24 protein-coding genes and 2 pseudogenes are annotated in these 25,513 nt (G+C 64.3%); 21 read left to right on the top strand and 5 right to left on the bottom strand.

The window, feature by feature from the left end:
* Positions 1 to 113 precede the first annotated feature (113 nt).
* A pseudogene (locus tag GTK01_RS21095) lies at positions 114 to 1,430 on the top strand (aminomethyltransferase family protein); the annotation flags it as partial.
* A 472-nt stretch (positions 1,431 to 1,902) separates the two neighbouring features.
* Complete coding sequence (locus tag GTK01_RS13360) at positions 1,903 to 2,445, top strand: hypothetical protein (RefSeq protein ID WP_252926413.1); 543 nt, start codon at positions 1,903 to 1,905, stop codon at positions 2,443 to 2,445.
* Between the two features lie 46 nt (positions 2,446 to 2,491).
* Here the strand turns inward: GTK01_RS13360 and GTK01_RS13365 are convergent, their stop codons facing one another.
* Positions 2,492 to 3,187 carry a fumarylacetoacetate hydrolase family protein gene (locus GTK01_RS13365; protein ID WP_252926415.1) on the bottom strand — a complete coding sequence of 232 codons (696 nt, stop codon included), beginning with the start codon at positions 3,185 to 3,187 and terminating at the stop codon, positions 2,492 to 2,494.
* A 160-nt stretch (positions 3,188 to 3,347) separates the two neighbouring features.
* Here GTK01_RS13365 and GTK01_RS13370 point away from each other — a divergent pair, with 160 nt between their 5' ends.
* The 5 genes and pseudogenes from GTK01_RS13370 to GTK01_RS13390 all read left to right on the top strand — a co-directional run bounded on the left by GTK01_RS13370 (position 3,348) and on the right by GTK01_RS13390 (position 7,652).
* Positions 3,348 to 4,712, top strand: coding sequence for an NAD(P)-dependent oxidoreductase (locus GTK01_RS13370; protein ID WP_252926416.1), 1,365 nt, complete (start codon positions 3,348 to 3,350; stop codon positions 4,710 to 4,712).
* A 2-nt stretch (positions 4,713 to 4,714) separates the two neighbouring features.
* On the top strand, positions 4,715 to 6,028 hold the full coding sequence (preA, locus tag GTK01_RS13375; RefSeq protein WP_252926418.1) for an NAD-dependent dihydropyrimidine dehydrogenase subunit PreA: 1,314 nt from the start codon (positions 4,715 to 4,717) through the stop codon (positions 6,026 to 6,028).
* Between the two features lie 79 nt (positions 6,029 to 6,107).
* Positions 6,108 to 7,028 (top strand): EamA family transporter, encoded by a 921-nt coding sequence (locus GTK01_RS13380; RefSeq protein WP_252926420.1) that lies wholly within the window; start codon positions 6,108 to 6,110, stop codon positions 7,026 to 7,028.
* Between the two features lie 40 nt (positions 7,029 to 7,068).
* Complete coding sequence (locus GTK01_RS13385) at positions 7,069 to 7,350, top strand: type II toxin-antitoxin system RelE/ParE family toxin (protein ID WP_252926422.1); 282 nt, start codon at positions 7,069 to 7,071, stop codon at positions 7,348 to 7,350.
* An 11-nt stretch (positions 7,351 to 7,361) separates the two neighbouring features.
* Positions 7,362 to 7,652: pseudogene (locus GTK01_RS13390) on the top strand (HigA family addiction module antitoxin).
* Between the two features lie 9 nt (positions 7,653 to 7,661).
* Here GTK01_RS13390 and rutR read toward each other — a convergent pair.
* Complete coding sequence (gene rutR, locus GTK01_RS13395) at positions 7,662 to 8,300, bottom strand: HTH-type transcriptional regulator RutR (RefSeq protein ID WP_252926424.1); 639 nt, start codon at positions 8,298 to 8,300, stop codon at positions 7,662 to 7,664.
* Between the two features lie 208 nt (positions 8,301 to 8,508).
* On the opposite strand from rutR, the gene GTK01_RS13400 reads away from it, so the two are divergent.
* From GTK01_RS13400 to hydA, 4 genes are all read left to right on the top strand, one after another.
* Positions 8,509 to 9,837, top strand: coding sequence for an aspartate aminotransferase family protein (locus GTK01_RS13400; protein ID WP_252926426.1), 1,329 nt, complete (start codon positions 8,509 to 8,511; stop codon positions 9,835 to 9,837).
* A gap of 2 nt (positions 9,838 to 9,839) precedes the next feature.
* Positions 9,840 to 10,130: a cupin domain-containing protein gene (locus GTK01_RS13405; protein WP_252926428.1), complete on the top strand. Its 291-nt coding sequence runs from the start codon at positions 9,840 to 9,842 to the stop codon at positions 10,128 to 10,130.
* Between the two features lie 9 nt (positions 10,131 to 10,139).
* Positions 10,140 to 11,390, top strand: coding sequence for a Zn-dependent hydrolase (locus tag GTK01_RS13410; protein WP_252926430.1), 1,251 nt, complete (start codon positions 10,140 to 10,142; stop codon positions 11,388 to 11,390).
* Positions 11,391 to 11,611: 221 nt separating this feature from the next.
* Entirely contained in the window at positions 11,612 to 13,063 is a 1,452-nt protein-coding gene (gene hydA / locus GTK01_RS13415; RefSeq protein ID WP_252926432.1) for a dihydropyrimidinase, read from the top strand.
* 54 nt (positions 13,064 to 13,117) lie between these two features.
* On the opposite strand, the gene GTK01_RS13420 is transcribed toward hydA, so the two are convergent.
* Positions 13,118 to 13,528 carry a cupin domain-containing protein gene (locus GTK01_RS13420; RefSeq protein WP_252926434.1) on the bottom strand — a complete coding sequence of 137 codons (411 nt, stop codon included), beginning with the start codon at positions 13,526 to 13,528 and terminating at the stop codon, positions 13,118 to 13,120.
* A 118-nt stretch (positions 13,529 to 13,646) separates the two neighbouring features.
* Between GTK01_RS13420 and GTK01_RS13425 the strand changes: the two genes are divergently transcribed.
* The 4 genes from GTK01_RS13425 to GTK01_RS13440 are packed head-to-tail and all read left to right on the top strand — an operon-like array spanning position 13,647 to position 17,254.
* Complete coding sequence (locus GTK01_RS13425) at positions 13,647 to 14,435, top strand: ABC transporter ATP-binding protein (RefSeq protein WP_252926715.1); 789 nt, start codon at positions 13,647 to 13,649, stop codon at positions 14,433 to 14,435.
* 9 nt (positions 14,436 to 14,444) lie between these two features.
* A complete protein-coding gene (locus GTK01_RS13430) occupies positions 14,445 to 15,371 on the top strand; it encodes an ABC transporter permease (protein ID WP_252926437.1) in 927 nt (308 codons plus the stop codon).
* The gene (locus tag GTK01_RS13435) at positions 15,368 to 16,234 is read left to right on the top strand and encodes an ABC transporter permease (protein ID WP_252926439.1); all 867 of its coding nucleotides are present in this window, start codon (positions 15,368 to 15,370) and stop codon (positions 16,232 to 16,234) included. Before GTK01_RS13430 ends, GTK01_RS13435 begins: the two co-directional genes overlap by 4 nt.
* A gap of 24 nt (positions 16,235 to 16,258) precedes the next feature.
* Positions 16,259 to 17,254 (top strand): ABC transporter substrate-binding protein, encoded by a 996-nt coding sequence (locus tag GTK01_RS13440; protein WP_252926441.1) that lies wholly within the window; start codon positions 16,259 to 16,261, stop codon positions 17,252 to 17,254.
* 52 nt (positions 17,255 to 17,306) lie between these two features.
* Here the strand turns inward: GTK01_RS13440 and GTK01_RS13445 are convergent, their stop codons facing one another.
* Entirely contained in the window at positions 17,307 to 18,194 is an 888-nt protein-coding gene (locus GTK01_RS13445) for a helix-turn-helix domain-containing protein (protein ID WP_252926442.1), read from the bottom strand.
* A gap of 92 nt (positions 18,195 to 18,286) precedes the next feature.
* On the opposite strand from GTK01_RS13445, the gene pobA reads away from it, so the two are divergent.
* Genes pobA through GTK01_RS13475 form a run of 6 tightly spaced genes read left to right on the top strand, consistent with a single transcriptional unit; the run spans position 18,287 to position 23,477 of the window.
* Positions 18,287 to 19,456, top strand: a complete 1,170-nt coding sequence (pobA, locus tag GTK01_RS13450; RefSeq protein WP_252926443.1) for a 4-hydroxybenzoate 3-monooxygenase — start codon at positions 18,287 to 18,289, stop codon at positions 19,454 to 19,456.
* Positions 19,457 to 19,465: 9 nt separating this feature from the next.
* Positions 19,466 to 19,861, top strand: a complete 396-nt coding sequence (gene pcaC, locus GTK01_RS13455) for a 4-carboxymuconolactone decarboxylase (protein WP_252926445.1) — start codon at positions 19,466 to 19,468, stop codon at positions 19,859 to 19,861.
* A complete protein-coding gene (pcaH, locus tag GTK01_RS13460) occupies positions 19,858 to 20,613 on the top strand; it encodes a protocatechuate 3,4-dioxygenase subunit beta (protein ID WP_252926447.1) in 756 nt (251 codons plus the stop codon). Before pcaC ends, pcaH begins: the two co-directional genes overlap by 4 nt.
* Position 20,614: 1 nt before the next feature.
* Positions 20,615 to 21,229 carry a protocatechuate 3,4-dioxygenase subunit alpha gene (gene pcaG / locus GTK01_RS13465; protein ID WP_252926449.1) on the top strand — a complete coding sequence of 205 codons (615 nt, stop codon included), beginning with the start codon at positions 20,615 to 20,617 and terminating at the stop codon, positions 21,227 to 21,229.
* An 8-nt stretch (positions 21,230 to 21,237) separates the two neighbouring features.
* Positions 21,238 to 22,305, top strand: a complete 1,068-nt coding sequence (locus GTK01_RS13470; RefSeq protein ID WP_252926451.1) for a 3-carboxy-cis,cis-muconate cycloisomerase — start codon at positions 21,238 to 21,240, stop codon at positions 22,303 to 22,305.
* A complete protein-coding gene (locus tag GTK01_RS13475) occupies positions 22,302 to 23,477 on the top strand; it encodes a Bcr/CflA family efflux MFS transporter (RefSeq protein ID WP_252926453.1) in 1,176 nt (391 codons plus the stop codon). Before GTK01_RS13470 ends, GTK01_RS13475 begins: the two co-directional genes overlap by 4 nt.
* A gap of 6 nt (positions 23,478 to 23,483) precedes the next feature.
* Here GTK01_RS13475 and paaZ read toward each other — a convergent pair whose 3' ends face one another.
* Positions 23,484 to 25,511: a phenylacetic acid degradation bifunctional protein PaaZ gene (gene paaZ / locus GTK01_RS13480; RefSeq protein WP_252926455.1), complete on the bottom strand. Its 2,028-nt coding sequence runs from the start codon at positions 25,509 to 25,511 to the stop codon at positions 23,484 to 23,486.
* Positions 25,512 to 25,513 lie beyond the last annotated feature (2 nt).

Here is a 25,513-nt window from a genome sequence, read left to right on the forward strand (position 1 = left end):
CGCTGCAGCTGTTCTTGCCCAGATCAATGCCAAGGATCACTATGCTCATGGTTCGCTCCTTCCTCTCTTGAACACCGGCATCCTACACAGGCTCCGGCGGGAGGGGCGGGCCATCCATAAAGGGGGCGCAGTGGGGCGCGGCCTATGGGCTCGAAGTGCCGCTCTGGTATGCGCCGGCAGGCGTCAAGGACGATTTCTCGTGGCGCCGCTCAACCGATTTCGAACATGTGGCTCGTGAAGTGGCGACGGTGCGCGAACGCGTCGGGCTGTCGGAGATCTCCAGCTTCGCGAAGTATCGTGTGACGGGGGAGGGAGCCGAGGCATTCTTGGACCGGATGCTCGCCTGTCGGTTGCCGAAGCCGGGGCGGATGACGCTGGCGCCGATGCTGAAGGACGATGGCGGGTTGATCGGGGATTTTACGGTTGCTTGTTTGAAGGGGCGGCGCGAGGCCGTACCCCCACCCCTTACCCCGCCCCACAAGGAGGAGGGGGGCGCCGGCGGGGAGCTAACATCTACCCCGTCTAAGCTGGGCGGAAACGAGGAGGCAAAGGCGACGACGACAACGTCTCTCTCCCCCTTGTGGGGAGCGATGCGGGCTGGGGGTATGCCGGGCTCGGACCCCGCAGAATACCTCATCTTCGGCTCCGGCGTCGCCGAGCAGTTTCATATGCGCTGGTTCGAGCGGCATCTCCCAGTGGACGGCTCGGTACGCGTGGAGGCGCTGGGGCTCGGCAAGGTGGGGCTGTCGATCGCGGGACCGGATGCGCGGCGGGTTCTGGAGAAGGTCACGCGCGCCGATGTCGCGAACGCGGCGCTTCCGTTCATGGCAATCAGGACGATGGATGTCGCGATGGCCCCGTGCCTCGTCGGGCGGGTGAGCTATACGGGCGACCTCGGCTACGAGCTTTGGATGGCACCGGAGCATCAGCGGCACGTGCTCGATGCGCTGCTCGGCGCAGGCGAGGAGTTCGGCATGGGGCTCTTCGGCGCGCGGGCGCTGAATGCGCTGCGCCTCGAAAAGGGCTACGGCTCCTGGGCGCGCGAATATCGACCGATCTACGGGCCGCTGGAAGCCGGGCTCGACCGCTTCGTCGCCTATGACAAGGCTACCGACTTCATCGGAAAGAGCGCGGCGCAGGCCGAGAAGCGGGAGGGTGGCAAGCTTCGGCTGCGTTCCTTCGTGGTCGACGCTGTCGATGCCGACGTCATCGGCGACGAGCCGATCTGGCATCGCGGCGAAGTCAAGGGCTGGGTGACGTCGGGCGGCTATGCGCATCACGCGGGCAAGTCCGTCGCGATGGGCTATGTGCTCAAGGAGATCGCCGGCCAGACGGAGGAGTTCGAGATCGAATTCCTCGGGCGGAGGCACCGCGCGCGGATGCTCGACACGGTTCTGTTCGATCCGGATTTTGCGCGAATGCGGGGCTGACCGACGCTCAGGCGCTGAGCTCGATTCCGGCTCGAAGGGCGAGCGCTTCCACGCGGTGCGACTGTGCGCGGCCGCGGGCTTCGGCATGCTCGTCGCTGAGGCCCCAACGTGCGGCGTCGCTAGCGCGACGGCCCCAGGCCGCTGCTTCCTTCTCCTGCAAATCCGCAAGCGAATTCAATACGTTATGCGCGTATGGCTTCACGACGACCCCGTTCCCCCGAATGGTTAACGAAAGCTATCGAAGGTCTTGGCCGATGTCGCCTGCCAATGCGAATAAAGATGGGGAAAAAGGGCAAAAAAATCGTGATGCCGGGTCGTTCCCCATTCCCGAAGAGACGGGTGTTTACTTGACCGGACAAGCGCCGCCAAATCAGCATGTTAACCAGATTTTAACGTTATGGTTGCGCGTCTGAGCTACTCCATGCAATTTCGATTTGAGAGTTGACAAGTCCTAGTTCAAGTGGAGTTCACCGTGGAACAGAGCACAATCAAGACGCTTGATGCAGGTTTGACCGAAGCACTTCGTGTCGATCCTGCCAAGACTGGCGAAGCGGCGCGTCCGCGTCGCGAGATGAACCTGCCGGGCGCGCTCGGCGACCAGGCGCGCGCACCGCGCCGAATCGCTGGCGGCTTTGCAGGCCTGAGCGAAGACCTTGACCGGCGCATGCGCGACTGGCGCAACATGTTGCGCGTTCTCGACCAGCAGCGTCCGCAGCTTGAAGCGGCGGAACTGCAATATGACGCCGCCTACGAGACACTGGCCAAGATCGTGCCCCAGGCACAGGACACCGGCAAAGCTCTCAAGGCGATGATCGCCACCACCAAGGCGGGCGACATTTCGGAAGACCTCGCCGGCCAGTTCTCCCGGAACCTGAAGGCGCTCGAGGAACTCGAAGCGGTTGCCGAGAACCTGACGACGACGATGCTTCACCTGCGCTCGTCCTGGGAGCAGTATGCCCGCTCGATCATCAAGGCGCAGAAGATGCGCGACGTGGTCGGTGGCGACAACGCCTGAAAGGGTGTGAACGACCTGCGGCGCCTGCTGCAGGTCCCGATCGAGTTCAGGGATAGCCGGTGATCGTCACGCTGATCGCGCCGATTCCGTCGATCCCTGCTTCGATGCTATCGCCGGGAACGAGGGCTCCGACACCTGCCGGAGTGCCGGTCATGATCAGGTCGCCGGCCTTCAGTTCGACGGATCGGCTGGCGATTGAGATGATGTCCGCAACCGGCCAGATCTGCTCGGCAAGGTCGCCCTCCTGTCGGGGAGCGCCATTGACCGACAGCCAGACTTTGCCCGATGCCGGATGGCCTATGCCATCGGCCGGGACAAGCGGCGAGATCGGCGCAGACTGATCGAAGGCCTTGGCCCATTCCCAGGGACGGGCGGCTTTCTTGGCTTCTTCCTGAAGGTCGCGACGGGTCAGATCGATTCCGACACCATAGCCCCAGACATGATCCAGCGCGTCATTCGGTGCGATGTCGCGGCCCACTTTCCCGATGGCGACGACGAGTTCGACCTCGTGATGCAAATTGGTCGTCAGCGGCGGATAGGGGATGTCGCCAGCCGCGTCGAACGCCGCATCCGCCGGCTTCATGAAGAAGAAGGGCGGGTCGCGCTCGTCATTTCCCATCTCGCGCACGTGCGCCGCATAGTTGCGGCCGACGCAGAAGATGCGGCGGATGGGAAAGCGCTGGTGGCTGCCGGCAATGGCGAGCGAGGGCTGGGCGGGGGCTGCGAAGACGAACTCTTTCATGCGTCCTGCTTAGCGCGAGACGGGGCATCCGCCAAGGCGGAATAACTGGACAAAATTACTCATATTAATCAGCGACTTGTTTGATTTGCGCCAATTTTTGACCGATTGATAAAAAAAGAATCCGTGTTAGCCTTCGGGAAAACCAATAATGGGGAACCCGATGGCTGAAGGCCTCTATAAAGAGGGGATTGCCGCGCAGCGGCTGGCCCCCGACCAGTATCCGAAGAACTTCGCGGACCTGCATCCGCCGCTCGACCGGCACGAGGCGCTGGTCGAATCCGACCGGTGCTATTTCTGCTACGACGCGCCCTGCATGCAGGCCTGTCCGACCTCGATCGACATTCCGATGTTCATCCGGCAGATCTCGACGGGCAATCCGCTCGGCGCGGCGAAGACGATTTTCGACCAGAACATTCTTGGTGGCATGTGCGCTCGCGTCTGCCCCACCGAGACCTTATGCGAAGAGGTCTGCGTGCGCGAGGTTGCCGAAGGCAAGCCTGTGCAGATCGGCCGGCTGCAACGCTACGCCACCGACACGGCGATGTCGCGGGGCGTCCAGTTCTACCAGCCGGCGGCGTCGACCGGGCGCAAGGTCGCGGTGGTGGGCGCCGGGCCGGCCGGCCTTGCCTGCGCGCATCGCCTCGCCATGCACGGCCATCACGTCACCATCTACGAAGCGCGGCCCAAGCCGGGCGGGCTCAACGAATACGGCATCGCGGCCTACAAGGCGCCCGAGGGCTTCGCGCAGGCGGAAGTCGACTACGTGCTTGGCATCGGCAATATCGAAGTGAAGAACGGTCAGATGATGGGCCGCGACTTCGCGCTCTCCGAGCTTGCCGCGACCCATGATGCGGTCTTCGTCGGCGCAGGCCTGACGGGCGTCAACGCCTTGCAGGCGGATGGCGAGGAGTTCGAAGGCGTGGAAAACGCGGTCGACTTCATCGCCGCCCTTCGCCAGGCGCCCGACCTGTCGCAATTGCAGGTCGGCCGGCGGGTCGTCGTCATTGGCGGCGGCATGACGGCGGTCGATGCCGCGGTCCAGTCCAAGCTTCTCGGCGCCGAGCAGGTGACCATCGCCTATCGCCGCGGCAAGGCGCATATGAACGCCTCGGAATTCGAGCAGGACCTGGCGGCGTCGAAAGGCGTCACCATCCGCCACTGGCTGAAACCGGTGCGTATCCTGGCCGCGAACGGCAAGGTGACGGGAATCGAACTCGAATACACCGAAATCCGCGACGGCCGCGTTGCCGGCACCGGCGAGATGGTGCGGATCGACGCCGACCAGGTGTTCAAGGCGATCGGCCAGACCTTCGATCCGATGCCGCTCAACGGCTCGGGGTCTGCAATCGCGATGGAGGCCGGTCGCATCAAGGTCGACGACGAAGGCCGCACCTCGGCGCCGAAGATCTGGGCCGGCGGCGACTGCATCTTCGGCGGCGACGATCTGACGGTCTCCGCCGTCGCTCATGGCCGCGACGCGGCGGAGAGCATTCATCGGGCGCTTATCTCCAATGGGAGGGCATGAGCATGGCAGACATTCGTTCGAATTTCGTCGGCATCAAGTCGCCCAATCCGTTCTGGCTGGCGTCGGCCCCGCCGACCGACAAGGCGTACAACGTCGTGCGCGCCTTCAAGGCGGGGTGGGGCGGGGTCGTGTGGAAGACCCTGGGCGAGGAAGGCCCGCCCGTCGTCAACGTCAATGGCCCGCGCTATGGCGCGATCTGGGGAGCGGACCGGCGGCTGCTGGGCCTCAACAATATCGAGCTGATCACCGACCGCGACCTGCAGACGAACCTGCGCGAGATCAAGCAGGTCAAGCGCGACTGGCCCGACCGGGCGATGGTCGTCTCGATCATGGTTCCGTGCGAGGAAAATGCATGGAAGTCGATCCTGCCGCTGGTCGAGGAGACCGGGGCGGACGGCATCGAGCTCAATTTCGGCTGTCCGCACGGTATGAGCGAGCGTGGCATGGGGGCGGCCGTCGGGCAGGTTCCCGAATACATCGAAATGGTCGTGCGCTGGTGCAAGCAGTATACGCGCATGCCGGTCATCACCAAGCTGACGCCCAACATCACCGACATCCGCAAGCCCGCGCGGGCCGCCCATGCCGGCGGGACGGATGCGGTGTCGCTGATCAACACGATCAACTCGATCACTGCGGTCAATCTCGACAGCTTCGCGCCCGAGCCGACCATTGACGGCAAGGGCACGCATGGCGGCTATTGCGGGCCGGCGGTCAAGCCAATCGCCATGAACATGGTGGCGGAAATCGCCCGCGATCCCGAAACGCGCGGCCTGCCGATTTCGGCGATTGGCGGCATCACCACCTGGCGCGATGCGGCCGAGTTCCTGGCGCTTGGCGCCGGCACCGCGCAGGTCTGCACGGCGGCGATGACCTATGGCTTCAAGATCGTCGAGGAAATGATTACCGGCCTTTCGGAATGGATGGACGAGAAGGGTCATCGCACTCTCGACGACATCATCGGCCGCGCGACGCCGAACGTGACCGACTGGCAGTATCTCAACCTCAACTACGTCACCAAGGCGCATATCAACCAGGATCTGTGCATCAAGTGCGGTCGCTGCCACATCGCCTGCGAGGATACTTCGCACCAGGCGATCACCAGCATGGTGGACGGCAAGCGGCACTTCGAGGTGATCGAGGCGGAGTGCGTGGGCTGCAATCTGTGCGTCAATGTCTGCCCGGTCGAAAGCTGCATCACCATGGAGGCGCTGGCGGCCGGCGCGCTCGACCAGCGCACCGACAGGACGGTTTCGCCGGTCTATGCCAACTGGACCACGCATCCGAACAATCCTGCCGCAAAGGTTGCAGCCGAGTAGCCTTGCGCGCGCAAAAGTTCTCATGTGAATTGTATCGGGCGCGGGCAACCGCGCCCGATTTGTTTGGCGAGGAGGCCGCGTGGCGGACATTTCAATCAAGCGTGCGCACGCCGAAGGGCGCGACAAGCTCATCGGCCATCTGGCGATGCTCTGTTTTGCCGCGCTCGTCTCGGGCTCCTATTCGATCGGCGCGATGGCCGCGCCTCATATCGGCCCCGGCGCGATCAACGCGGTGCGCTTCGTCTTCGGCATCTGCGTGATGGCGAGCGCCGTGGCTCTTCTGAACAACGGGCGCATCCCGGCACCGCGCGAGGTCTGGCGCTATGCGGTGCTCGGCTTCCTGATGGCGGTGTTCTTCATCACCATGTTCATCGCGCTGCGCCTGACGACGCCCGTGGCGACGGGCGCGGTGTTCACGCTGATGCCGCTGATGGCAGCGGGGTTCGGGCTGCTCTTCCTTGGCGAAAAGCCCCGTGCCATCGTGCTCATCGGCCTCGTCGTGGCAGCCTGCGGGGCGGTCTGGGTCATCTTTCGCGGCGATGTGAGAGCGTTGCTTGCCTTCGATCTCGGGCTCGGCGAACTGATCTTCCTCATCGGCGTCGCCTGCCACGCGGCCTATGCGCCGCTGGTGCGCCGGCTCAATCGGGGAGAGGCGCTGCCGGTCTTCACGCTGTGGACCTTGTTCGCGACGGGAAGCTGGATCGCGCTTTATTCGGTGCCCGAACTTGTCGAGACCGACTGGTCCGCGCTGCCGCCGATCGTCTGGATCGCGGTCGCCTATCTCGCCGTCTTCACCACGGCGGGCACGACGTTCCTCGTCCAGTTCGGCGCCATGCGCCTGCCGGCGGCCAAGGTGATGGCCTACACGTATCTCACGCCGTCCTTCATCATTCTTTACGAAGGGCTGCTCGGCCATGGCTGGGCGAGCGGGGCGGTGGCGGCCGGTGCGTTGGTGACGACGGCGGCGCTCATCGTGTTGGCGATGGCGCCGGATCGCTGACGTTCAAGATGGCGATTGGAGCTGTTATGCTTGGCGTAACATGATCAGAAGCTTCGCCGGCCGGCATAGGGAAGCCCTGTTTCAGGATGGAATCTGCCACCGGAATTGGCGAATGATCGAGAAGCCCGCCCTTCGCAAACTCGATCAACTCAACAACGTCGCGGGCATCTCTGATCTCGCGGTGCCGCCGGGCTATCGGTTGGAACGCTCGCGAGGTGATCGCGATGGGCAATGGAGCATCAGGATCAACGACCAGTATCGCCTGTGCTTTCGATGGGAAGTTGACGACGCCTACGATGTCTGCGTCGTCGACTATCATTGACGGAGTTTGGTATGGCACGGATCATGACTCATCCAGGTGAAATGCTCAACGAGGAATTCCTGCTGCCCATGCAGCTTTCGGCGCGTGCGCTCGCGCGGCAGATGGGCGTGCCAGCCAATCGGATCACGGGCATCGTCAAGGGGTAGCGGTCAGTCACCGCCGACACGGCTATCCGGCTGGAGAAGGTGCTCGGGATGTCCGCGGTCTTCTGGATGCGGCTGCAGGACAGCTACGATCTTTCGAAAGCAATGGCCGACGCAGACTACTCTGCCATCGAGAGGCTCGACATCCACGCTGCCTGAGGTCGCGGGTCACCCCTTCGGCCGCAACCCCTCCAGAAACAACTGCTCCAGATAGCGCGCGGCATCCTCGAAGCGGCCGTCGCCGCCTCTATCCGGGCCGAGGACCGCACGGACCTGAACGTCGAAATCGGCGTAGTGCTGCGTGGTCGCCCAGATCGAGAAGATGAGGTGCCAGGGGTCGGTCTTGGCGATCTTGCCAGCCTTCATCCAACCCTTGATGAGCGCGGCCTTCTCGTCGACGAGGGGCTTCAGTTCGCCCTCGATCAGGTGCTGGATGCGCGGCGCGCCCTGCAGGATCTCGTTTGCAAAGAGGCGGCTTTCGCGCGGATAGTCGCGGGCCATCTCGAGCTTGCGGCGAATGTAGGAGCGCAACTCTCCGATCGGGTCGCCGATGTCGTCGAGTTCGCGCAGCGGCGCGAGCCATGTCTGCAAAAGGCGCTCGATCAGCGTCGTGAACATGGCTTCCTTGGAGCGGAAGTAATAGAGGAGGTTCGGCTTCGACATGCCGGCCGCCTCGGCGATCTGGTCGATGGTCGCGCCACGAAAGCCGTGCTGCGAAAAGACGTCGAGCGCGGCATCGAGGATCAGTTCGCGTTTCTCGGTCTGGATGCGCGTGCGGCGACGGCGGACGGGCGCTTCAGCGTCCATGAGCACAACTCCGCTGGACCAATTGACTGGACCAGTCGCTCATTGCGTGTGGAGCGCGAGGATGCAGCGCCATTTCCCCTACTATGTCCTTGACCGCCATGGTGGCGGTGCTAACGTTTGTCCAATCGGTCAAAAATGCGTAGCACGACTGCGTCCGGTACACCAAGCGTTGGCCGAAAAGGGAACACGAAAAAGGGGAAGCTTGGTCATGTCGAACCGGCTCAACGTGGCGCCGAACGATCTTTCCGCATTCTGGATGCCGTTTACCGCCAACCGGCAGTTCAAGCAGGCGCCGCGCATGCTGGCCTCTGCCAAGGACATGCACTACCGCACGACCGATGGGCGGGAAATCCTCGACGGCACGGCGGGCCTTTGGTGTGTCAATGCCGGTCACTGCCGGCCGAAGATCACGGAGGCCGTGCAGCGTCAGGTCGCCGAACTCGACTACGCGCCGGCCTTCCAGATGGGCCATCCGATCGTTTTCGAACTGGCGAACCGCCTCGTCGACGTCGCGCCCGAGGGCATGAACCATGTCTTCTTCACCAATTCCGGTTCGGAATCGGTCGAGACCGCGCTCAAGATCGCGCTCGCCTATCAGCGCGTGAAGGGGCAGGGGTCGCGCACGCGCCTCATCGGCCGCGAGCGCGGCTATCACGGCGTCAATTTCGGCGGCATCTCGGTCGGCGGCATCGTGACCAACCGCAAGATGTTCGGCACGCTGCTCACTGGCGTCGACCACATGCCGCACACGCATCTGCCGGCAAAGAACGCGTTCACGCGCGGCGTGCCGGAACATGGCGGGGACCTTGCCGACGAACTGGAGCGCATCGTCACGCTGCACGACGCCTCGACCATTGCGGCGGTCATCGTGGAACCTGTGGCCGGCTCGACGGGCGTCCTGATCCCGCCGCAAGGCTACCTCAAGCGCCTGCGCGACATCTGTACCAAGCATGGAATCCTGCTGATTTTCGATGAGGTCATCACCGGCTTCGGCCGTCTCGGCACGCCGTTTGCGGCCGACTATTTCGGCGTGATGCCCGACATCATCACCACCGCCAAGGGCGTGACCAACGGTGTCATTCCGATGGGCGCAGTGTTCGTGACGTCGGAAATCCACGACGCGTTCATGAGCGGCCCCGAGCACATGATCGAGTTCTTCCACGGATATACGTATTCGGGCAATCCGATCGCGTCGGCCGCGGCCATCGCGACGCTGGACACCTACAAGGAAGAGGGACTGCTCACCCGCGGCGCCGAGCTTGCGCCCTATTGGGAGGATGCTCTCCATTCGCTGAAGGATGCGCCAAACGTCATCGATATCCGCAATATCGGCCTCGTCGGCGCGATCGAACTGCAGCCGATCGCGGGCGAGCCGACCAAACGGGCCTTCTCAGCCTTCGTCAAGGCGTTCGAGAAAGGCGTGCTTATCCGCACGACCGGCGACATCATCGCGCTCTCGCCGCCGCTCATCATCGAGAAGGGGCAGATCGACGAGATCGTCGATTGCGTGCGCACAGTTCTCAACGAGGTCGCCTGAGAATGGCCCGCCCGCAGGCGACTCACGCGGTCCTGGTCGACGACGACCAGGTGCGCGTCACGCGGTGGGACTTTGCGCCCGGCGCCGAGACGGGCTGGCACCGGCACGGCATGGACTATGTGATCACCACGATCACGCCATGCGCGATGCTTCTGGAAGAGCCCGGCGGCACCAGCCGCCGGGTCGAATTCAAGGAGGGGGACGCCTATCGCCGCAGCGAGGGCGTCGAGCATAACGTCATCAATGGCGGCGATGCGGCGATGTCCTTCGTCGAAATCGAATTGAAAGCATAAGGGACAAGCATGGCAGCGCCGGGCGAGAATCTGCGAATCAATCCAGACCGTTTGTGGGATTCGCTGATGGAAATGGCGAAGATCGGACCCGGCATTGCCGGCGGCAACAACCGCCAGACGCTGACGGACGAGGATGGCGAGGGCCGGCATCTGTTCAAGCGCTGGTGCGAGGATGCGGGCTTGAGCGTTGCCGTCGACCAGATGGGCACGATGTTCGCGCGCCGCGAGGGCACTGACCCCGACGCTCTGCCGGTCTATGTCGGCAGCCATCTCGACACGCAGCCGACCGGCGGCAAGTTCGACGGTGTGCTCGGCGTCCTCGGCGGGCTCGAGGTGATCCGTTCGATGAACGATCTGGGCATCAAGACCAAGCATCCGATCGTCGTCACCAACTGGACGAACGAGGAAGGCACGCGCTTCGCGCCGGCGATGATCGCGTCGGGCGTCTTTGCCGGCGAGATCGACCTCGACTGGGCCTATGACCGCACGGACGCCAAGGGCAAGCGGTTCGGCGACGAACTGGAACGCATCGGCTGGAAGGGCGAGGAAGAAGTCGGCCAGCGCAAGATGAAGGCGTTCTTCGAACTCCATATCGAGCAGGGACCGATCCTCGAGGACGAGGGCATCGATATCGGCGTCGTCACCCACGGTCAGGGGCTCTGGTGGCTTCAGTTCACGCTGACGGGCAAGGATGCGCACACCGGCTCCACGCCGATGCCAAAGCGGCGCAATGCCGGCCTCGGCATAGCGCGGATCACCGAACTCGTCCACGAAGTCGCAATGGATTTCCAGCCCGATGCCGTCGGCGCCATCGGCCATGTCGAGGTCTATCCGAACTCGCGCAACGTCATTCCCGGCAAGGTCGTCTTCACGGTCGACATCCGCTCGCCCGACCTCGACACGCTGACGCAGATGCGCGAGCGGATCGAGGACGGGGCTGCGACGATCTGCGAAGCGCTCGACATCGCCTGCGACGTTGAGGCGGTGGGGCATTTCGATCCCGTCACCTTCGACGAGGGCTGCGTGAGCGCCATTCGCGATGCGGCCGAACGTCTGGGCTACAGCCACCGCAACATCGTCTCTGGCGCCGGACATGACGCCTGCTGGATCAACCGCGTTGCGCCCACCGCCATGGTGATGTGCCCCTGCGTCGACGGGCTGAGCCACAACGAGGCGGAAGAGATCACCAAGGATTGGGCACGCGCGGGCGCCGACGTGCTTTTTCACGCCGTCGTCGAGACGGCGGAGATCGTGGAGTGAAGGGCCGGGGCTTCAGTACCCCCACCCTTTATCCCTCCCCACAAGGGGGAGGGAGGACGTCAGCGTTGAGCCATGAATTGAGGCCTCGCGCCAAGCTCGAATATTGAGCGCACGTCGGCGACTCCCTCCCCCTTGTGGGGAGGGATAAAGGGTGGGCGTCCCCGCCTGAGCGTTTTGAAATCAGCCTGCTCGCAGAAGCGGGAAATTCAAGGGGAACGAGAATGACGAAAGTCATCAAGAACGGAACCATCGTCACCGCCGACCGCACCTGGAAGGCCGACATCCTGATCGACGGCGAGACGATCGCCGAGATTGGGCAGAACCTTTCCGGCGACGAGGAATTCGACGCTACGGGCTGTTATGTGATGCCCGGCGGCATCGACCCGCACACGCATCTGGAAATGCCCTTCATGGGCACCTATTCGGCTGACGATTTCGAGAGCGGCACCCGCGCGGCGCTGGCCGGCGGCACCACGATGGTGATCGACTTCTGCCTGCCAAGCCCCGAGCAGTCGCTGATGGAGGCGCTGCAGATGTGGGACAACAAGTCGACCAGGGCGGCGTGCGACTATTCCTTCCACATGGCGATCACCTGGTGGGGCGAGAAGGTGTTCGACGAGATGCCGGCCGTCGTCGAGAAGGGCATCACCTCGTTCAAGCATTTCATGGCCTACAAGGGCGCGCTGATGGTGGACGACGACGAGATGTATTCCTCGTTCCAGCGCTGCGCCGAGCTCGGCGCGCTGCCGATGGTCCACGCTGAGAACGGCGATGTGGTCGCGCAGTTGCAGCAGAAGCTGCTGGCGGCTGGCAACAACGGACCTGAGGCGCACAGCTACTCCCGCCCGCCGGAAGTGGAGGGCGAGGCGGCAAACCGCGCCATCATGATCGCCGACATGGCGGGCGTGCCGCTCTATGTCGTGCATGTCTCGTGCGAGCAGAGCCACGAGGCGATCCGCCGCGCGCGCCAGAAGGGCATGCGCGTTTATGGCGAACCGCTGGTGCAACATCTCGTCCTCGACGAGACCGAGTATTTCGACAAGGACTGGGACCACGCCGCGCGGCGCGTCATGAGCCCGCCCTTCCGCTCCAAGCAGCACCAGGATTCGCTCTGGGCGGGCCTTTCGGCCGGCTCGCTGCAGGTGGTCGCGACCGACCATTGCGCCTTCACGACCGAGCAGAAGCGCACCGGCGTCGGCGACTTCACCAAGATTCCGAACGGAACGGGCGGCCTGGAAGACCGGATGCCGGTTCTGTGGACTTTCGGCGTCAACACCGGCCGCCTGACGATGAACGAGTTCGTCGCAGCGACCTCGACCAACACCGCCAAGATTTTCGGCATGTATCCGAAGAAGGGGGCGATCGTAGAAGGCGCAGATGCGGACATCGTCATCTGGGACCCGGAAAAGACCAAGACGATTTCCGCCTCGAGCCAGCAATCGGTGATCGACTACAATGTCTTCGAGGGCATCGAGGTGAAGGGCCTGCCGCGCACCGTCTTCACGCGCGGCGAGGTCGCCATCGAGAACGGCGAGGTGAAGGCGAAGCCGGGCCACGGCAAGTTCGTAGCGCGCGAGGCGAAAACGTCCGTCAGCCAGGCGCTTTCGACATGGAAGCAGGTCGTCGCGCCGCGCAAGATCGAGCGCTCGGGCATTCCAGCCAGCGGGGTTTGATCCATGGGATCGGCTCGGACCATCTACGGTGCCGGGCGTTCCCGGCATCGGGCCTCAGGGCACGAGTGCGTCGAGTTCGGGAAGGAGCCTGACAGCTTCCTGCTCGTTCGCATCGGTGCGCGCGATCACCGCCGTGCAGGGCTCGGCGCCGATGTTGACCGGCAGATGGGGCAGGCCGGCGGGAATGTAGAGCATGTCGCCGGCGCCCATGTCGACCTGGTGCTCAAGCCGCTCGCCATACCAGGTGCGCGCGGTTCCCGCCGTCACGAAGATCGCCGTCTCGTGGCTCTCGTGCAGATGCGCCTTGGCGCGCGCGCCGGGCGGGATCGTGACGAGGTGCATCGACAGGCCGGTTGCGCCGACGCTCTCGGCCGTGATGCCCTCGGCGTAAGTCAGCCCCTGACGGCCGTCGAAATTCGTTCTTGCGCGCACGAGCCGGCAGGCCTTTGCGGATGATGGGGACATCCTTGCTCCTCACTGTTCTTGGCACGGCGCATGGCCTATGCGAATTTCATATCCTTTCCTTCCAGAGCGCGCGCCGTCAATTGCCGACGGTGGCGCGTCAGAGCGGTCATCCATGCTCATGAAACCCATTTCCGACACGGTCATCTCCGCCAACCGCCTTGGCCTCACCTTCGAGACCAATGACGGACCGGTGCATGCGCTGTCCGAGGTCGATCTCGACATCCGCAAGGGCGAGTTCGTGTCGTTCATCGGGCCGTCGGGCTGTGGCAAGACCACGTTCCTGCGCGTCATCGCCGATCTCGAACAGCCGACCGCAGGCACGATCTCGGTCAATGGCATGACGCCCGAGGAGGCGCGGCGCAGCCGGGCCTATGGCTATGTCTTTCAGGCGGCGGCGCTTTATCCGTGGCGCACCATCGAACGCAATGTCGCGCTGCCGCTCGAAATCATGGGCCATTCGCGCGACGAGCGGAAGGCCCGTGTCGCGCGCACGCTCGATCTGGTCAATCTGACCGGCTTCGAGAAAAAGTATCCATGGCAATTGTCGGGCGGCATGCAGCAGCGGGCCTCGATCGCGCGTGCGCTGGCTTTCGATGCCGATTTGCTCCTGATGGACGAGCCCTTCGGCGCGCTCGACGAGATCGTGCGCGATCACCTGAACGAGCAGTTGCTGCAGCTTTGGGCGCGCACGAACAAGACGATCTGCTTCGTCACCCACTCGATCCCGGAGGCTGTCTATCTGTCGACGAAGATCGTCGTGATGTCTCCGCGGCCAGGGCGCGTGACCGATGTGATCGAAAGCACGCTGCCGGCCGAACGCCCGCTCGACATTCGCGAGACGCCGGAGTTCCTGGCGATTGCGGCGCGGGTGCGCGAGGGGCTGCGGACGGGGCACAGCTATGAGTGAGGGCAGGACATGACTGCCATCGCCGTTCCAGGTGGCGGCGTCGGCCGCAGCGGCTTCTGGGCCCGCATCAGCCAGGGCACGGCGGTGCCCGTGCTGATCGTCGTACTCGCGATTCTTGCCGTGTGGTACCTAGCCGCAGTTTGGCTCAATGCAGCGTGGCAGTTGCAAATCTTCTCGCGGGGCGAGGGCGGCTGGACGTGGATCGACTTCCTCGCCGGCACGATGAGCCAGGACCGGCCGCTTCTGCCCGCACCGCATCAGGTCGCCGTGGAACTCTGGAACTCGGTCGTGGGGCAGAACGTGACCTCGCGGCGAAGCCTCGTCTACCATGCCTGGATTACGCTTTCGGCGACACTGCTCGGCTTCCTCATGGGTACGGCACTGGGCATCCTGCTCGCCGTCCTGATCGTGCATAACCGCGCGATGGACCGCTCGCTGATGCCGTGGATCATCGCCTCGCAGACGATCCCGATCCTCGCCATCGCGCCGATGGTCGTCGTTGTGCTCGCCTCGATCGGCATGACCGGGCTTGTGCCGAAGGCGCTGATCTCCACCTACCTGTCCTTCTTCCCCGTCGTCGTCGGCATGGTGAAGGGCTTTCGCAGCCCCGACACGATCCAGCTCGACCTGATGCGCACCTATAACGCGAGCCAAAACCAGACCTTCTGGAAATTGCGCTTTCCGTCCGCCTTGCCCTATCTGTTCACCTCGATGAAGGTGGGCGTCGCGGCAAGCCTCGTCGGTGCGATCGTGGGCGAACTGCCGACCGGGGCGGCGGGAGGGCTCGGCTCGCGGCTTCTCGCGGGCTCCTATTACGGGCAGACGGTGCAGATCTGGTCGGCGCTCCTGATGGCCGCGGCGCTTTCCGCCACGCTCATCCTCGTCATCGGCATTCTCCAGCGCATTGTCCTCGCACGCACGGGGGTGCGGCCATGAACGCGCCGCTTGTCGTTGGAGCCGTCGCCTTCTGGCTGGTCGCCTGGGCGATCAACGAATGGCTGGTGCGCCTGCGTGCGCGAGGTACGGCCGCGCGGGCGATCAATTTCATCGTGCCGCTGCTCTTTGGCGCCGCGTTGATGGTGCTTTGGGAGGGGCTGGCGCGGGGTTTCAATGTCCCGACGGTGCTCCTGCCGCCGCCGAGCGCGATCTGGGCGCGGATCGTTTCCTCGGTACCGACGCTATGGGCGGACTTTCATCAGACCTTCATCCGCTCGGTCCTGCCAGGCTATGCGATCGGGTGCCTGGCCGGCCTCGTCGTCGCAATTCTCATCGACCGCTCGCCGTTCCTGAAACGCGGGCTGCTGCCGGTCGGCAATTTCGTCTCTGCCCTGCCGCTCGTCGGCATCGCACCGATCATGGTGATGTGGTTCGGCTTCGACTGGCAGTCCAAGGCAGCCGTCGTCGTCGTGATGACTTTCTTCCCCATGCTGGTGAACGCCGTGGCCGGGCTCAACGCGTCCAACCAGATGGAGCGCGACCTGATGCGCACCTATGCGGCCGGCCATTGGGCGACGCTCTTCAAGCTGCGTCTGCCCGCGGCCTGGCCCTTCATCTTCAACGCGCTCAAAATCAACTCGACCCTGGCGCTGATCGGCGCGATCGTCGCGGAGTTCTTCGGCACGCCGGTGGTGGGGATGGGATTCCGCATCTCGTCCGCCATCGGACGCTTGAACGTCGACATGGTCTGGGCTGAAATCGCGGTGGCCGCTCTCGCCGGCTCGGTCTTCTATGGTCTCATCGCGCTCATCGAGCGCGGCGTGACCTTCTGGCATCCGTCGATCCGTGGTGGAAAGACGTGAAACTAAGAAAAAAAGGGGAATGACATGATTAAGCTTGCTGCGGGGGTTCTCGCCTCCACCTTCGCGATGGCCGCGCTGCCGGCCATGGCGCAGGATCTCGACCCGATCACCTTCCAGCTGAAGTGGGTCAATCAGGGCCAGTTCGCCGGTTATCTCGTCGCCAAGGACAAGGGCTTCTACGAGGAGGAAGGGCTCGACGTCACGATCAATCCCGGCGGGCCGGACATTGCGCCCGAGCAGGTGATCGCCGGCGGCGGCGCCGATGTGATCACGACCTGGATGGCGGCCGGCCTTGCCGCGCGCGAACGCGGCGTGCCGCTCGTCAACATCGCGCAGCCTTTTGCAAGCCAGGCGCTGCAACTCGTCTGCTCCGAACAGAGCGGCGTCCAGTCGACCGACGACTTCAAGGGCAAGAAGCTCGGTGTCTGGTTCTTCGGCAATGAATATCCGTTCTATGCCTGGATGGCCAAGCTCGACCTGCCGACCGAAGGCGGCGCGGAAGGCGTGGAAGTGTTGCGCCAGGCCTTCAACGTCGACCCGCTGCTGCAGAACCAGGCCGACTGCATCTCCACGATGAAGTACAACGAGTTCAAGCAGCTTCTCGACGCGGGCGTTCCCGAAGACAGCCTCAAGGTCTTCAACTATGCGGACGAAGGCGTCGGCATGCTGGAGGACGGGCTCTACGTCATGGAAGACAGGCTCGAGGATCCCGAATTCGTCGATCAGATGGTCCGCTTCGTGCGTGCCTCCATGCGTGGCTGGGAATACGCCAAGGAAAATGTCGACGAAGCCGCGGGCATCGTCCTCGACAATGATCTTTCCGGTGCGCTCACTGAGGAAAGCCAGGTCTGGCAGGTGGAAGTCGCCGCCGACCTCGTCGGCGAGAGCCCAGCACTCGACCCGGCTTCCTACGAGCAGACCGTGCAGACGCTGCTTTCGGCGGTCTCGCCCGACAATCCGGCCATCACCAAGGAGCCGGAAGGCGCATTCTCGACGGTCGTCACCGATCAACTCGACTAGGTGATTGCAAGGGTGGATTATTGAAAGGGGCGGGCGACCGCCCCTTTTTCGTTCAATCGGAGAGGCGCCGGCGCTCGCGGTCGCGGAAGGCGCCGGGGGTAAGGCCGGTCTGCTTGCGAAAGAAGCGGTTGAAGTAGGCCGGATCGGAAAAGCCGAGCGAATAGGCGATCTTGCTGATGGGGGTCGGGGTGAAGATCAGGTCGCGCCGGGCGGTTTCGAGGGTGCGCCGGTCGATCAGGTTCTGGATCGACACGCCCGTTGCGCTGCGGGCGATGCGGTTGAGATGCGCGGCGGAGACACCGAGCCGGCCCGCGTAGAAGCCGACGGGGTGGCGCTCGCGGAAATGCGTGTCGACGATCGTCAGCAGTTCCTCGATGCGGGCGAGATCGCGGTCCTTTTCCTGCAGCCCGTCACCGGGGCGCGAGGCCCTGGTCAAGGCGACGAGTGCCTGCGTCATCAAGGGCTCGAGTAAGAGAGAGCGGCCGATCGAGCGGCCCGACAGTTCAGCATCGATCCTTTCAATCGCGCTGGCAGCGTGGGTGCCATCTTCGCCGGCGACGGCGACAATGCGCAGTTTTTCGGCAAAGCGCGCGATTTCGCGATCGGCCGCCGTCAAGCTGCGCAGGCGGTCGGCGAGCGCGGTGACCACGAGGCCGTCGATGTCGCGCGTGAAGCGGAAGCCGTGGCCGGCATCGGGCGGGATGAACAGGATGACCGGCGCCGCGAAGGACAGGATACCGTCCTGCGAGACGATCTCGCCCGAACCCTGCGGCAGAAGGAAGAGCTGGAAGAACTGCTCGTGCCGGTGCAGGGCTATCTCCCAATTGTGCAGGTGCGTGCGCTCCGGAATCGGCTCGCAATGGAGCCAGAAATCGGCCGGATCGTCCTGATGTTCACCAAAGAGGCGGTAGGAAGGAATCTTGGAACGCGTGGTCGTCATGTTCGGATTGTGCAATCAGATGCGGCGAATGTCCATTGAGCGGCCCTTCGCCTTGCGGCATTGCTCGTGCCGAGGACAAGGGAGGATTTCGATTGCGCACGCAGGTTGCCATCATAGGCTCTGGCCCGTCGGGGTTGCTGCTTGGCCAACTTCTGACCAATGCGGGCATCGACAATGTCATTCTTGAGCGGCAGACGCGCGACTATGTGCTGGGACGCATCCGGGCCGGCGTGCTTGAGGAAGGCACGACGCACATGCTCGACGAGGCGGGCGCGGGCGAACGCATGCGCCGCCAGGGGCTGCCACATGACGGTTTCGACCTGACCTTCAACGGACGCCGCCACAACATCCACCTGCACGAACTGACGGCCAAGCGCGTCATGGTCTACGGCCAGACCGAGGTCACGCGCGACCTGATGGACAAGCGGCTGGCGACCGACGGCGTCACGATCTACGAGGCCGATCACGTCCAGCTGCACGATTTTGCCGGCTCCAACCCTTACGTCACCTATGAGAAGGACGGTGCAACGCACCGGCTCGACTGCGATTTCATCGCCGGCTGCGACGGCTTTCACGGTCCATCGCGCAAGGCGGTCGAGGGCAAAGGTCTCGAGACGTTCGAGCGGGTCTATCCGTTCGGCTGGCTGGGCATCGTCGCCGACGTGCCGCCGGTCCATCACGAACTCATCTACGCCAACCATCCGCGCGGCTTCGCGCTCTGCTCGATGCGCTCGCACACGCGCAGCCGCTATTACGTCCAGTGCACGCTCGACGATAAGGTCGAAGAATGGTCGGACGACCGCTTCTGGGACGAGTTGCGCCGACGCCTGCCGCCCGAGACCGCCGAGAAGATGACGACCGGACCGTCGATCGAGAAGTCGATCGCGCCGCTGCGTTCCTTCGTCGCCGAACCGATGCGGTTCGGGCGTCTGTTCCTCGTCGGCGACGCCGCGCATATCGTGCCGCCGACGGGCGCGAAGGGGCTGAACCTTGCCGCGAGCGACGTGCGCTATCTCTTCGGCGGGCTGCGCGAGCACTATGGCGAGAAATCGGATACGGGCATCGATGCCTATTCGCAAATGGCGCTGGCGCGCGTTTGGAAGGCGGAGCGCTTTTCGGCCTGGATGACCTCGACCATGCACCGCTTTGACGATACGGGTCCGTTCGGACAGCGTATCCAGGAGGCCGAACTCGACTATCTGGTGCACTCGCAGGCGGCCTCGGCGTCGCTGGCGGAGAACTATGTCGGCCTGCCATACTGAGGAGGTGAAATGAGCGAGAAATCCGAACGCTACCAGCAGGGCATGGCGACGCGCCGCTCGGTGCTCGGCGCATCCTATGTCGATGCCGCCACGAAGAAGGCGAGCGCCTATGACGATCCGTTTCAGACGCTGATCACCGAAGCGGCGTGGGGGCACGTCTGGTCGCGCGACACGATCACGAAGCGCGAGCGCTCGATGATGACGCTGGCATTGCTCGCGGGGCTTGGCAATTTCGAGGAACTGGCGCTGCACACGCGTGCTACCGCCAATACGGGCGCCTCGCGCGACGACATCATGGAAGCGATGCTGCATGTCGCCATCTATGCCGGCGTGCCGCGCGCCAATCATGCAATCAAGATCGTCAAGCAGGTACTTGACGAGATGGACGGAGGGCAAAAGCCGTGAGCGACAGCCAGATTTCCAACCGCAAGCCGGAAACGGGTGCGTTTTTCCAGCGCGACCGCGAATGGCATCCGCAGGCCTATACGCCCTGGTACAAGACATCCGTCCTGCGTTCGCCGCAAAAGGCGCTGCTTTCGCTCGACAACACGCTATCGGAGATCACCGGCCCGGTCTTCGGTCACAACATCCTCGGTGAGCTCGACAACGATCTCATCACCAATTTCGCCAAGCCGGGCGAAATGGCCATCGGCCCGCGCATCATCGTCTATGGCCGCGTGCTCGACGAGCGCGGCAAGGGCGTGCCGGGTGCGCTGCTCGAGTTCTGGCAGGCCAATGCCGGCGGGCGCTACCGCCACCGCAAGGAAGGTTATGTCGCGCCGCTCGACCCGAATTTCGGCGGCTGCGGACGCACCATCACTGACGAGGAGGGCAACTATTCCTTCCGCACCATCCAGCCGGGCCCCTATCCCTGGCCGAACGGCGTCAATGACTGGCGGCCCGCCCATATCCATTTCTCCCTTTTCGGCCACGGCTTTGCCCAGCGGCTGATCACGCAGATGTATTTCGAGGGCGATTCTTTGATCTGGAAATGCCCGATCGTGAAGACGATCAACGACCGCGCGGCGATCGAGGGGCTGACGGCCGCGCTCGACATGAATGCGACGATCCCCATGGACTCGCGCGCCTACAAGTTCGACATGGTGCTGCGCGGACGCCGCTCGACGCTGTTCGAGAACCGCATGGAGGGAAATTGACATGGTCCAGCCACTGAACCAGCTCAAGGAAAGCGCGTCGCAGACGGCAGGGCCTTACGTCCATATCGGCCTGACGCCGAACTTCGCCGAAATCGGCGGCGTCTATCCGCAGGACCTCGGCACCTCGATGGTCAACGACAAGACGAAGGGCGAGCGCATCACGGTCGTCGGGCGCGTGCTCGACGGCACCGGCACGCCGCTCAAGGATGCGCTGATCGAAATCTGGCAGGCCGATGCCGACGGGCTCTACAATTCGCCGTCCGAGATGCGCGGCTCGGCCGATGCCAATTTCACCGGCTGGGGCCGCTGCCCGACCGACATGGACACGGGCGAGTTCCGCTTCGAGACGATCAAGCCCGGTCGCGTGCCGTTCAAGGACGGGCGCAAACAGGCGCCGCACATCACATTCTGGGTGGTGGCGCGCGGTATCAATATAGGCCTCCATACGCGCATGTATTTCGGCGACGAGGAGAAGGCGAACGGGGAAGATCCGGTACTGGCGCGCGTGGAGCACCGCGTGCGGGTGTCCACGCTGATTGCGCCGCGCGAGGGTTCGACCTACAGGTTCGACATCCATCTCCAAGGGGAGAAGGAAACGATCTTCTTCGACATCTGAGGTCCGTATTGTCCGCTTCGCCCTTCGATCATCCGTTTCTGACCGGCCTCCTGGGCGATGTGGAGATCGCCGCACGTTTCAGCGCGGATGCCGACATCGCCGCGATGGTCCGGTTCGAGATCGCGCTCGCGCGGGCGGAGGCGGCCGAGGGCGTGATCGGTTCCGATTCCGTTGATGCCATCGAGCGGGGGCTTTCCAATTTCGAGCCCGACATGAGCGCCCTGCGCGACGGAGTGGCGCGGGACGGCGTGGTGATCCCGGCGCTCGTCAAGGCGATGCGTCAGACCGTCGAGACGCCGCATGGCGAGAAGGTGCATTTCGGCGCGACCAGCCAGGATGCGATCGACACGAGCCTTGCGCTGCGGTTGGGCGACGTGCTGGCGGTCATGGAAACGCGGCTGCGCGACGTCGTGGCGACGCTCCAAAGCCTCGAAGCCACGCAGGGCAGCGCCGAGGTCATGGCGCACACGCGCATGCAGGCGGCGATCCCTGTGACGGCAGCGCGCAAGATCGCAAGTTGGCGGCTGCCGCTCGAACGGCATCTGGAACGGCTCGAAGGCGTGCGTCACGGCATTCGCGTGCTCTCATTCGCCGGGGCTGCCGGGACGCTGGAAAAGCTGGGCGACAAGGGGCCAGCGGTGCGTGCGCGCCTGGCAGAAGAACTCGGTCTTCGCGATGTCGACCATCCGCGTCACTCGGAGCGCGACGGGCAGGCGGCGCTTGCCAGTTGGCTGTCGCTTGTGACCGGCAGCCTTGGCAAGATCGGGCAGGACATCGCCCTGATGGCGCAGAACGAGGTCGGCGAGGTGAAGCTTGCAGGCGGCGGCGGCTCGTCCGCGATGCCGCACAAGCAGAACCCTGTGGGGGCGGAGGTGCTGGTCACGCTGGCGCGTTTCAACGCGACGCTTCTTGCCGGCATGCACCAGTCGCTGGTCCATGAAAACGAACGGTCTGGCGCGGCGTGGACGCTCGAGTGGATGCTGCTGCCGCAGATGAGCGTGGCGGCGGGAGCATCGCTGCGGACGGCAGCGGCGCTTCTTGATGGCCTCCAGTTCCAAGCGCGCGGGACCCGGTGACGCCGCGCGCGATCGTCGTCTATTGCGGCGTGCTGATGTCGATCTCGTCATTTACGGTCGACATCACGCTGCCGTCCTTTCCCGACATCGTTGCCGAGCTCGACACGCGCTACGCGCTCGTCCAGTGGACCATCGCCATTTACATGCTTGCGGCCGGCATCGCGCAGCTCGTCTGGGGGCCGGCGTCGGATCGCTATGGAAGACGCGTCACCCTTGCCTGCGGCCTCGCGGTCTATCTGGCAGGTTGCCTCCTTGGCGCGCTCGCGCCGACCATCGAACTCCTGCTTGCCGCGCGCGCACTCCAGGGGCTCGGTGCGGCGGCGGCGATCGTGCTGGCGCGCACCATCCTGCGGGACCTTTTCTCCGGCCAGGAACTCGGCCGCAATCTTGCGCTCGCCAGTGCGATTTTTGCCGTCGGGCCTATTCTTGCGCCGCTCGTCGGTGCCGCGATCGCGACGCCGTTCGGTTGGCGCGCCATCTATGGATTTCTGGCAATCTTCGGCATCGGCCTCATCGCCGCGCTGTGGCGGATGCCGGAGACGATCGGCGAGAAGGTTCCCGAGGCGACCCGTCCGGCCGTTCTCGCGCGGCGGTTCAAACGGCTTTTCATCCATCCGCAATCGCGGCGGTTCCTGATCGTCTCGGCGGTCATCATGTCGTCCATGCTGATGATCCTGTCTGCGCTCCCGCGCCTCTACGAGGCCAATTTCGCGGTCACCGGTCCTGCCTTCGCGATGTTCTTCGCGCTGCATGGGATCGGCATCATCATCGGGCAAGTGCTCAACCGCCGGATCATTCCCGTGCTCGGCATCGTGCGGGCGATGCTGCTCGCCAACGCGATCCTGATCGTCGCCGCGCTGCTCGTGCTTGTCGTGACGTTTTCTGGGCTCGTGTCCGCACCGCTGCTGACGGCGATCATGATCCTGTTTGCGACGAGCTATCTCGTCGTCTTTTCCAACGGAGCGGCGATGGTCCTCGAGCCACATGGCGACATTGCCGGCTTCGCCGCCTCGCTCTACGGTTTCGTCAGCCAGATCGGCGGGGCGGCGATCACGCTCGTGACGGTGGTTCTCGTCGGCGACAGCCTCGTCGCATTCGGTCTTGCGCTTCTGGCGATCTGCGGCATTTCGGCGATCATGGTGTTCGACTGGCAGCGCCGCGCCGCCGCCTGAGCCCGCTTACATCGCGTTCATGGTCAGGAGTTCGTACGCGGCCACCTGTTCGCCGTCCTGATTGTGGACGCCGACATCCCAGCGCACTTCGCCGTATTCATCGTTGCGCCGCGCTTTCTGCTTGGCGGTAAGCCGCACCTTTAAGCTGTCGCCGGGTGAAACCGGCTTCATGAAGCGCAGATTGTCGAGGCCGTAATTGGCGAGGACCGGTCCCGGCGCGGGCTCGACGAAGAGGCCGGCGGCGAAGCTGAGGATCAGGTAGCCGTGGGCGACGCGGCCGGGGAAGAACGGGTTCGCCTTTGCCGCTTCCTCGTCCATGTGGGCGTAGAAGGTGTCGCCGGTGAACTCGGCGAAGTGCTCGATGTCGGCCAGCGACACCGTACGCGGCTCGGTCCAGATCGTATGTCCGATCTCCAGATCGCCAAAGGTCATGCGGAAGGGGTGCGTGTCCTTTTCGACCGTCTTCGAGCCGGCCGTCCAGTTCTTCGTGATGGCGGTCATCAGGTCCGGATTGGCCTGGATCGCGGTGCGCTGCATGTAGTGCATGACGCCGCGGATGCCGCCCATCTCCTCGCCGCCGCCGGCGCGGCCAGGTCCTCCGTGGACCATGTGGGGCATCGGCGAGCCGTGTCCGGTCGCTTCCTTGCCGGTGTCGCGATTGGCGAAATAGAGCCGGCCGTGGAACGCGCTCGCCGTTTCGACGACCTTGCGCGCCACGTCGCCGTCATGGGTGAAGACCGAGGCGACGAGCGATCCGGCGCCACGATTGGCAATAGCCAGAGCATGGGGAAGATCGCGATAGCCCATCACGGTCGATACGGGGCCGAAGGCCTCGACCTCGTGGACGGTCCTGGCATGATCGGGGTCGGCGCAGTCGAAGAGAAGCGGCGACAGGAACGCGCCTGCGTCGGCGTCGGCGTTCGAGACCTCGACATGGTCAAGCGCGCCGAAGACGAGCCTCGCATCCCGCGCCAGTTGCCCGGCCTTTTCGCGCACGTCGTCGCGCTGGGAGAGACTGGCGAGAGCGCCCATGCGCGTTGCCTCGTCGCGCGGATTGCCGATCGTCGTCCTGGCGAGGCGGTCTGAGAGCGCCTCGATGACCGCTTGGCGGTGCGCGTCGGGCACGATGATGCGGCGGATGGCGGTGCACTTCTGGCCCGCCTTGGCCGTCATTTCACGGTGCACTTCCTTGACGAAGGCATCGAATTCGGGCGTACCGGGCGCGGCGTCGGGGCCGAGAATGGAGGCGTTGAGCGAATCCTGCTCCGCGACGAAGCGGACGGAGTTCTTCATCAGGTTCGGATTGGCGCGCAGCATGGAAGCCGTCGCGGCCGAGCCGGTGAAGGAGACGACGTCCTGGCAGGTCAGCCGGTCGATGAGGTCGCCGGTCGAGCCGGCGATGAACTGCACCGCGCCCTCCGGCAGGATTCCGCTTTCGACGATCATGCGGAAGGCCGCTTCGGCGAGCCACGCCGTGGACGAGGCGGGCTTGACGATGGCCGGGACGCCGGCGAGCAGTGTGGGCGCCAACTTCTCCAGCATCCCCCAGACGGGGAAGTTGAACGCGTTGATGTGCAGCGCGACGCCCTGCAGCGAGGTCGCGACGTGCTGGCCGACGAAGTTTCCGCCGCGCGAAAGCGGTTCAAGCCCACCGTCGATATAGATGGTGTCGTCAGGCAGTTCGCGCCGGCCTTTCGAGGAATAGACGAACATCGTCGCGATGCCGCCGTCGATGTCGATCATCGAATCGGCCTTGGTCGCGCCGGTCTCATAGGAGAGTTCGTAAAGAGCGTCGCGGCGCTCGTTCAGATATTGCGCGACCGCCTTCAGGAGATGGGCGCGCTGGTGGAAGGTGAGCGCGCGCAGCGCCGGTCCACCAACCGTGCGGGCATGCCCCGCCATGGCGGCGAAGTCCAGATTGCCCGAGCCGATCTCGGCGATGGTCTCGCCGGTGACGGCGCTCTTGAGTTGCGCGACCTTGCCGGAGGGGGCGATCCAATGGCCGGCGGCGAAGGATTTGAGGGAGAGGGTCATGG

Origin of the sequence: Aliihoeflea sp. 40Bstr573 (assembly GCF_024105655.1) — a bacterium.
Lineage (GTDB): Bacteria > Pseudomonadota > Alphaproteobacteria > Rhizobiales > Rhizobiaceae > Aliihoeflea.

Excerpts from the sequence above, each read along its gene's own strand:
- GTK01_RS13365 (WP_252926415.1), bottom strand. The coding sequence starts at position 3,187 with ATGAAAGAGTTCGTCTTCGCAGCCCCCGCCCAGCCCTCGCTCGCCATT.
- GTK01_RS13370 (WP_252926416.1), top strand. The coding sequence starts at position 3,348 with ATGGCTGAAGGCCTCTATAAAGAGGGGATTGCCGCGCAGCGGCTGGCC.
- preA (WP_252926418.1), top strand. The coding sequence starts at position 4,715 with ATGGCAGACATTCGTTCGAATTTCGTCGGCATCAAGTCGCCCAATCCG.
- GTK01_RS13385 (WP_252926422.1), top strand. The coding sequence starts at position 7,069 with ATGATCAGAAGCTTCGCCGGCCGGCATAGGGAAGCCCTGTTTCAGGAT.
- rutR (WP_252926424.1), bottom strand. The coding sequence starts at position 8,300 with ATGGACGCTGAAGCGCCCGTCCGCCGTCGCCGCACGCGCATCCAGACC.
- GTK01_RS13400 (WP_252926426.1), top strand. The coding sequence starts at position 8,509 with ATGTCGAACCGGCTCAACGTGGCGCCGAACGATCTTTCCGCATTCTGG.
- GTK01_RS13405 (WP_252926428.1), top strand. The coding sequence starts at position 9,840 with ATGGCCCGCCCGCAGGCGACTCACGCGGTCCTGGTCGACGACGACCAG.
- GTK01_RS13410 (WP_252926430.1), top strand. The coding sequence starts at position 10,140 with ATGGCAGCGCCGGGCGAGAATCTGCGAATCAATCCAGACCGTTTGTGG.
- hydA (WP_252926432.1), top strand. The coding sequence starts at position 11,612 with ATGACGAAAGTCATCAAGAACGGAACCATCGTCACCGCCGACCGCACC.
- GTK01_RS13420 (WP_252926434.1), bottom strand. The coding sequence starts at position 13,528 with ATGTCCCCATCATCCGCAAAGGCCTGCCGGCTCGTGCGCGCAAGAACG.
- GTK01_RS13425 (WP_252926715.1), top strand. The coding sequence starts at position 13,647 with ATGAAACCCATTTCCGACACGGTCATCTCCGCCAACCGCCTTGGCCTC.
- GTK01_RS13430 (WP_252926437.1), top strand. The coding sequence starts at position 14,445 with ATGACTGCCATCGCCGTTCCAGGTGGCGGCGTCGGCCGCAGCGGCTTC.
- GTK01_RS13435 (WP_252926439.1), top strand. The coding sequence starts at position 15,368 with ATGAACGCGCCGCTTGTCGTTGGAGCCGTCGCCTTCTGGCTGGTCGCC.
- GTK01_RS13440 (WP_252926441.1), top strand. The coding sequence starts at position 16,259 with ATGATTAAGCTTGCTGCGGGGGTTCTCGCCTCCACCTTCGCGATGGCC.
- GTK01_RS13445 (WP_252926442.1), bottom strand. The coding sequence starts at position 18,194 with ATGACGACCACGCGTTCCAAGATTCCTTCCTACCGCCTCTTTGGTGAA.
- pcaC (WP_252926445.1), top strand. The coding sequence starts at position 19,466 with ATGAGCGAGAAATCCGAACGCTACCAGCAGGGCATGGCGACGCGCCGC.
- pcaG (WP_252926449.1), top strand. The coding sequence starts at position 20,615 with ATGGTCCAGCCACTGAACCAGCTCAAGGAAAGCGCGTCGCAGACGGCA.
- paaZ (WP_252926455.1), bottom strand. The coding sequence starts at position 25,511 with ATGACCCTCTCCCTCAAATCCTTCGCCGCCGGCCATTGGATCGCCCCC.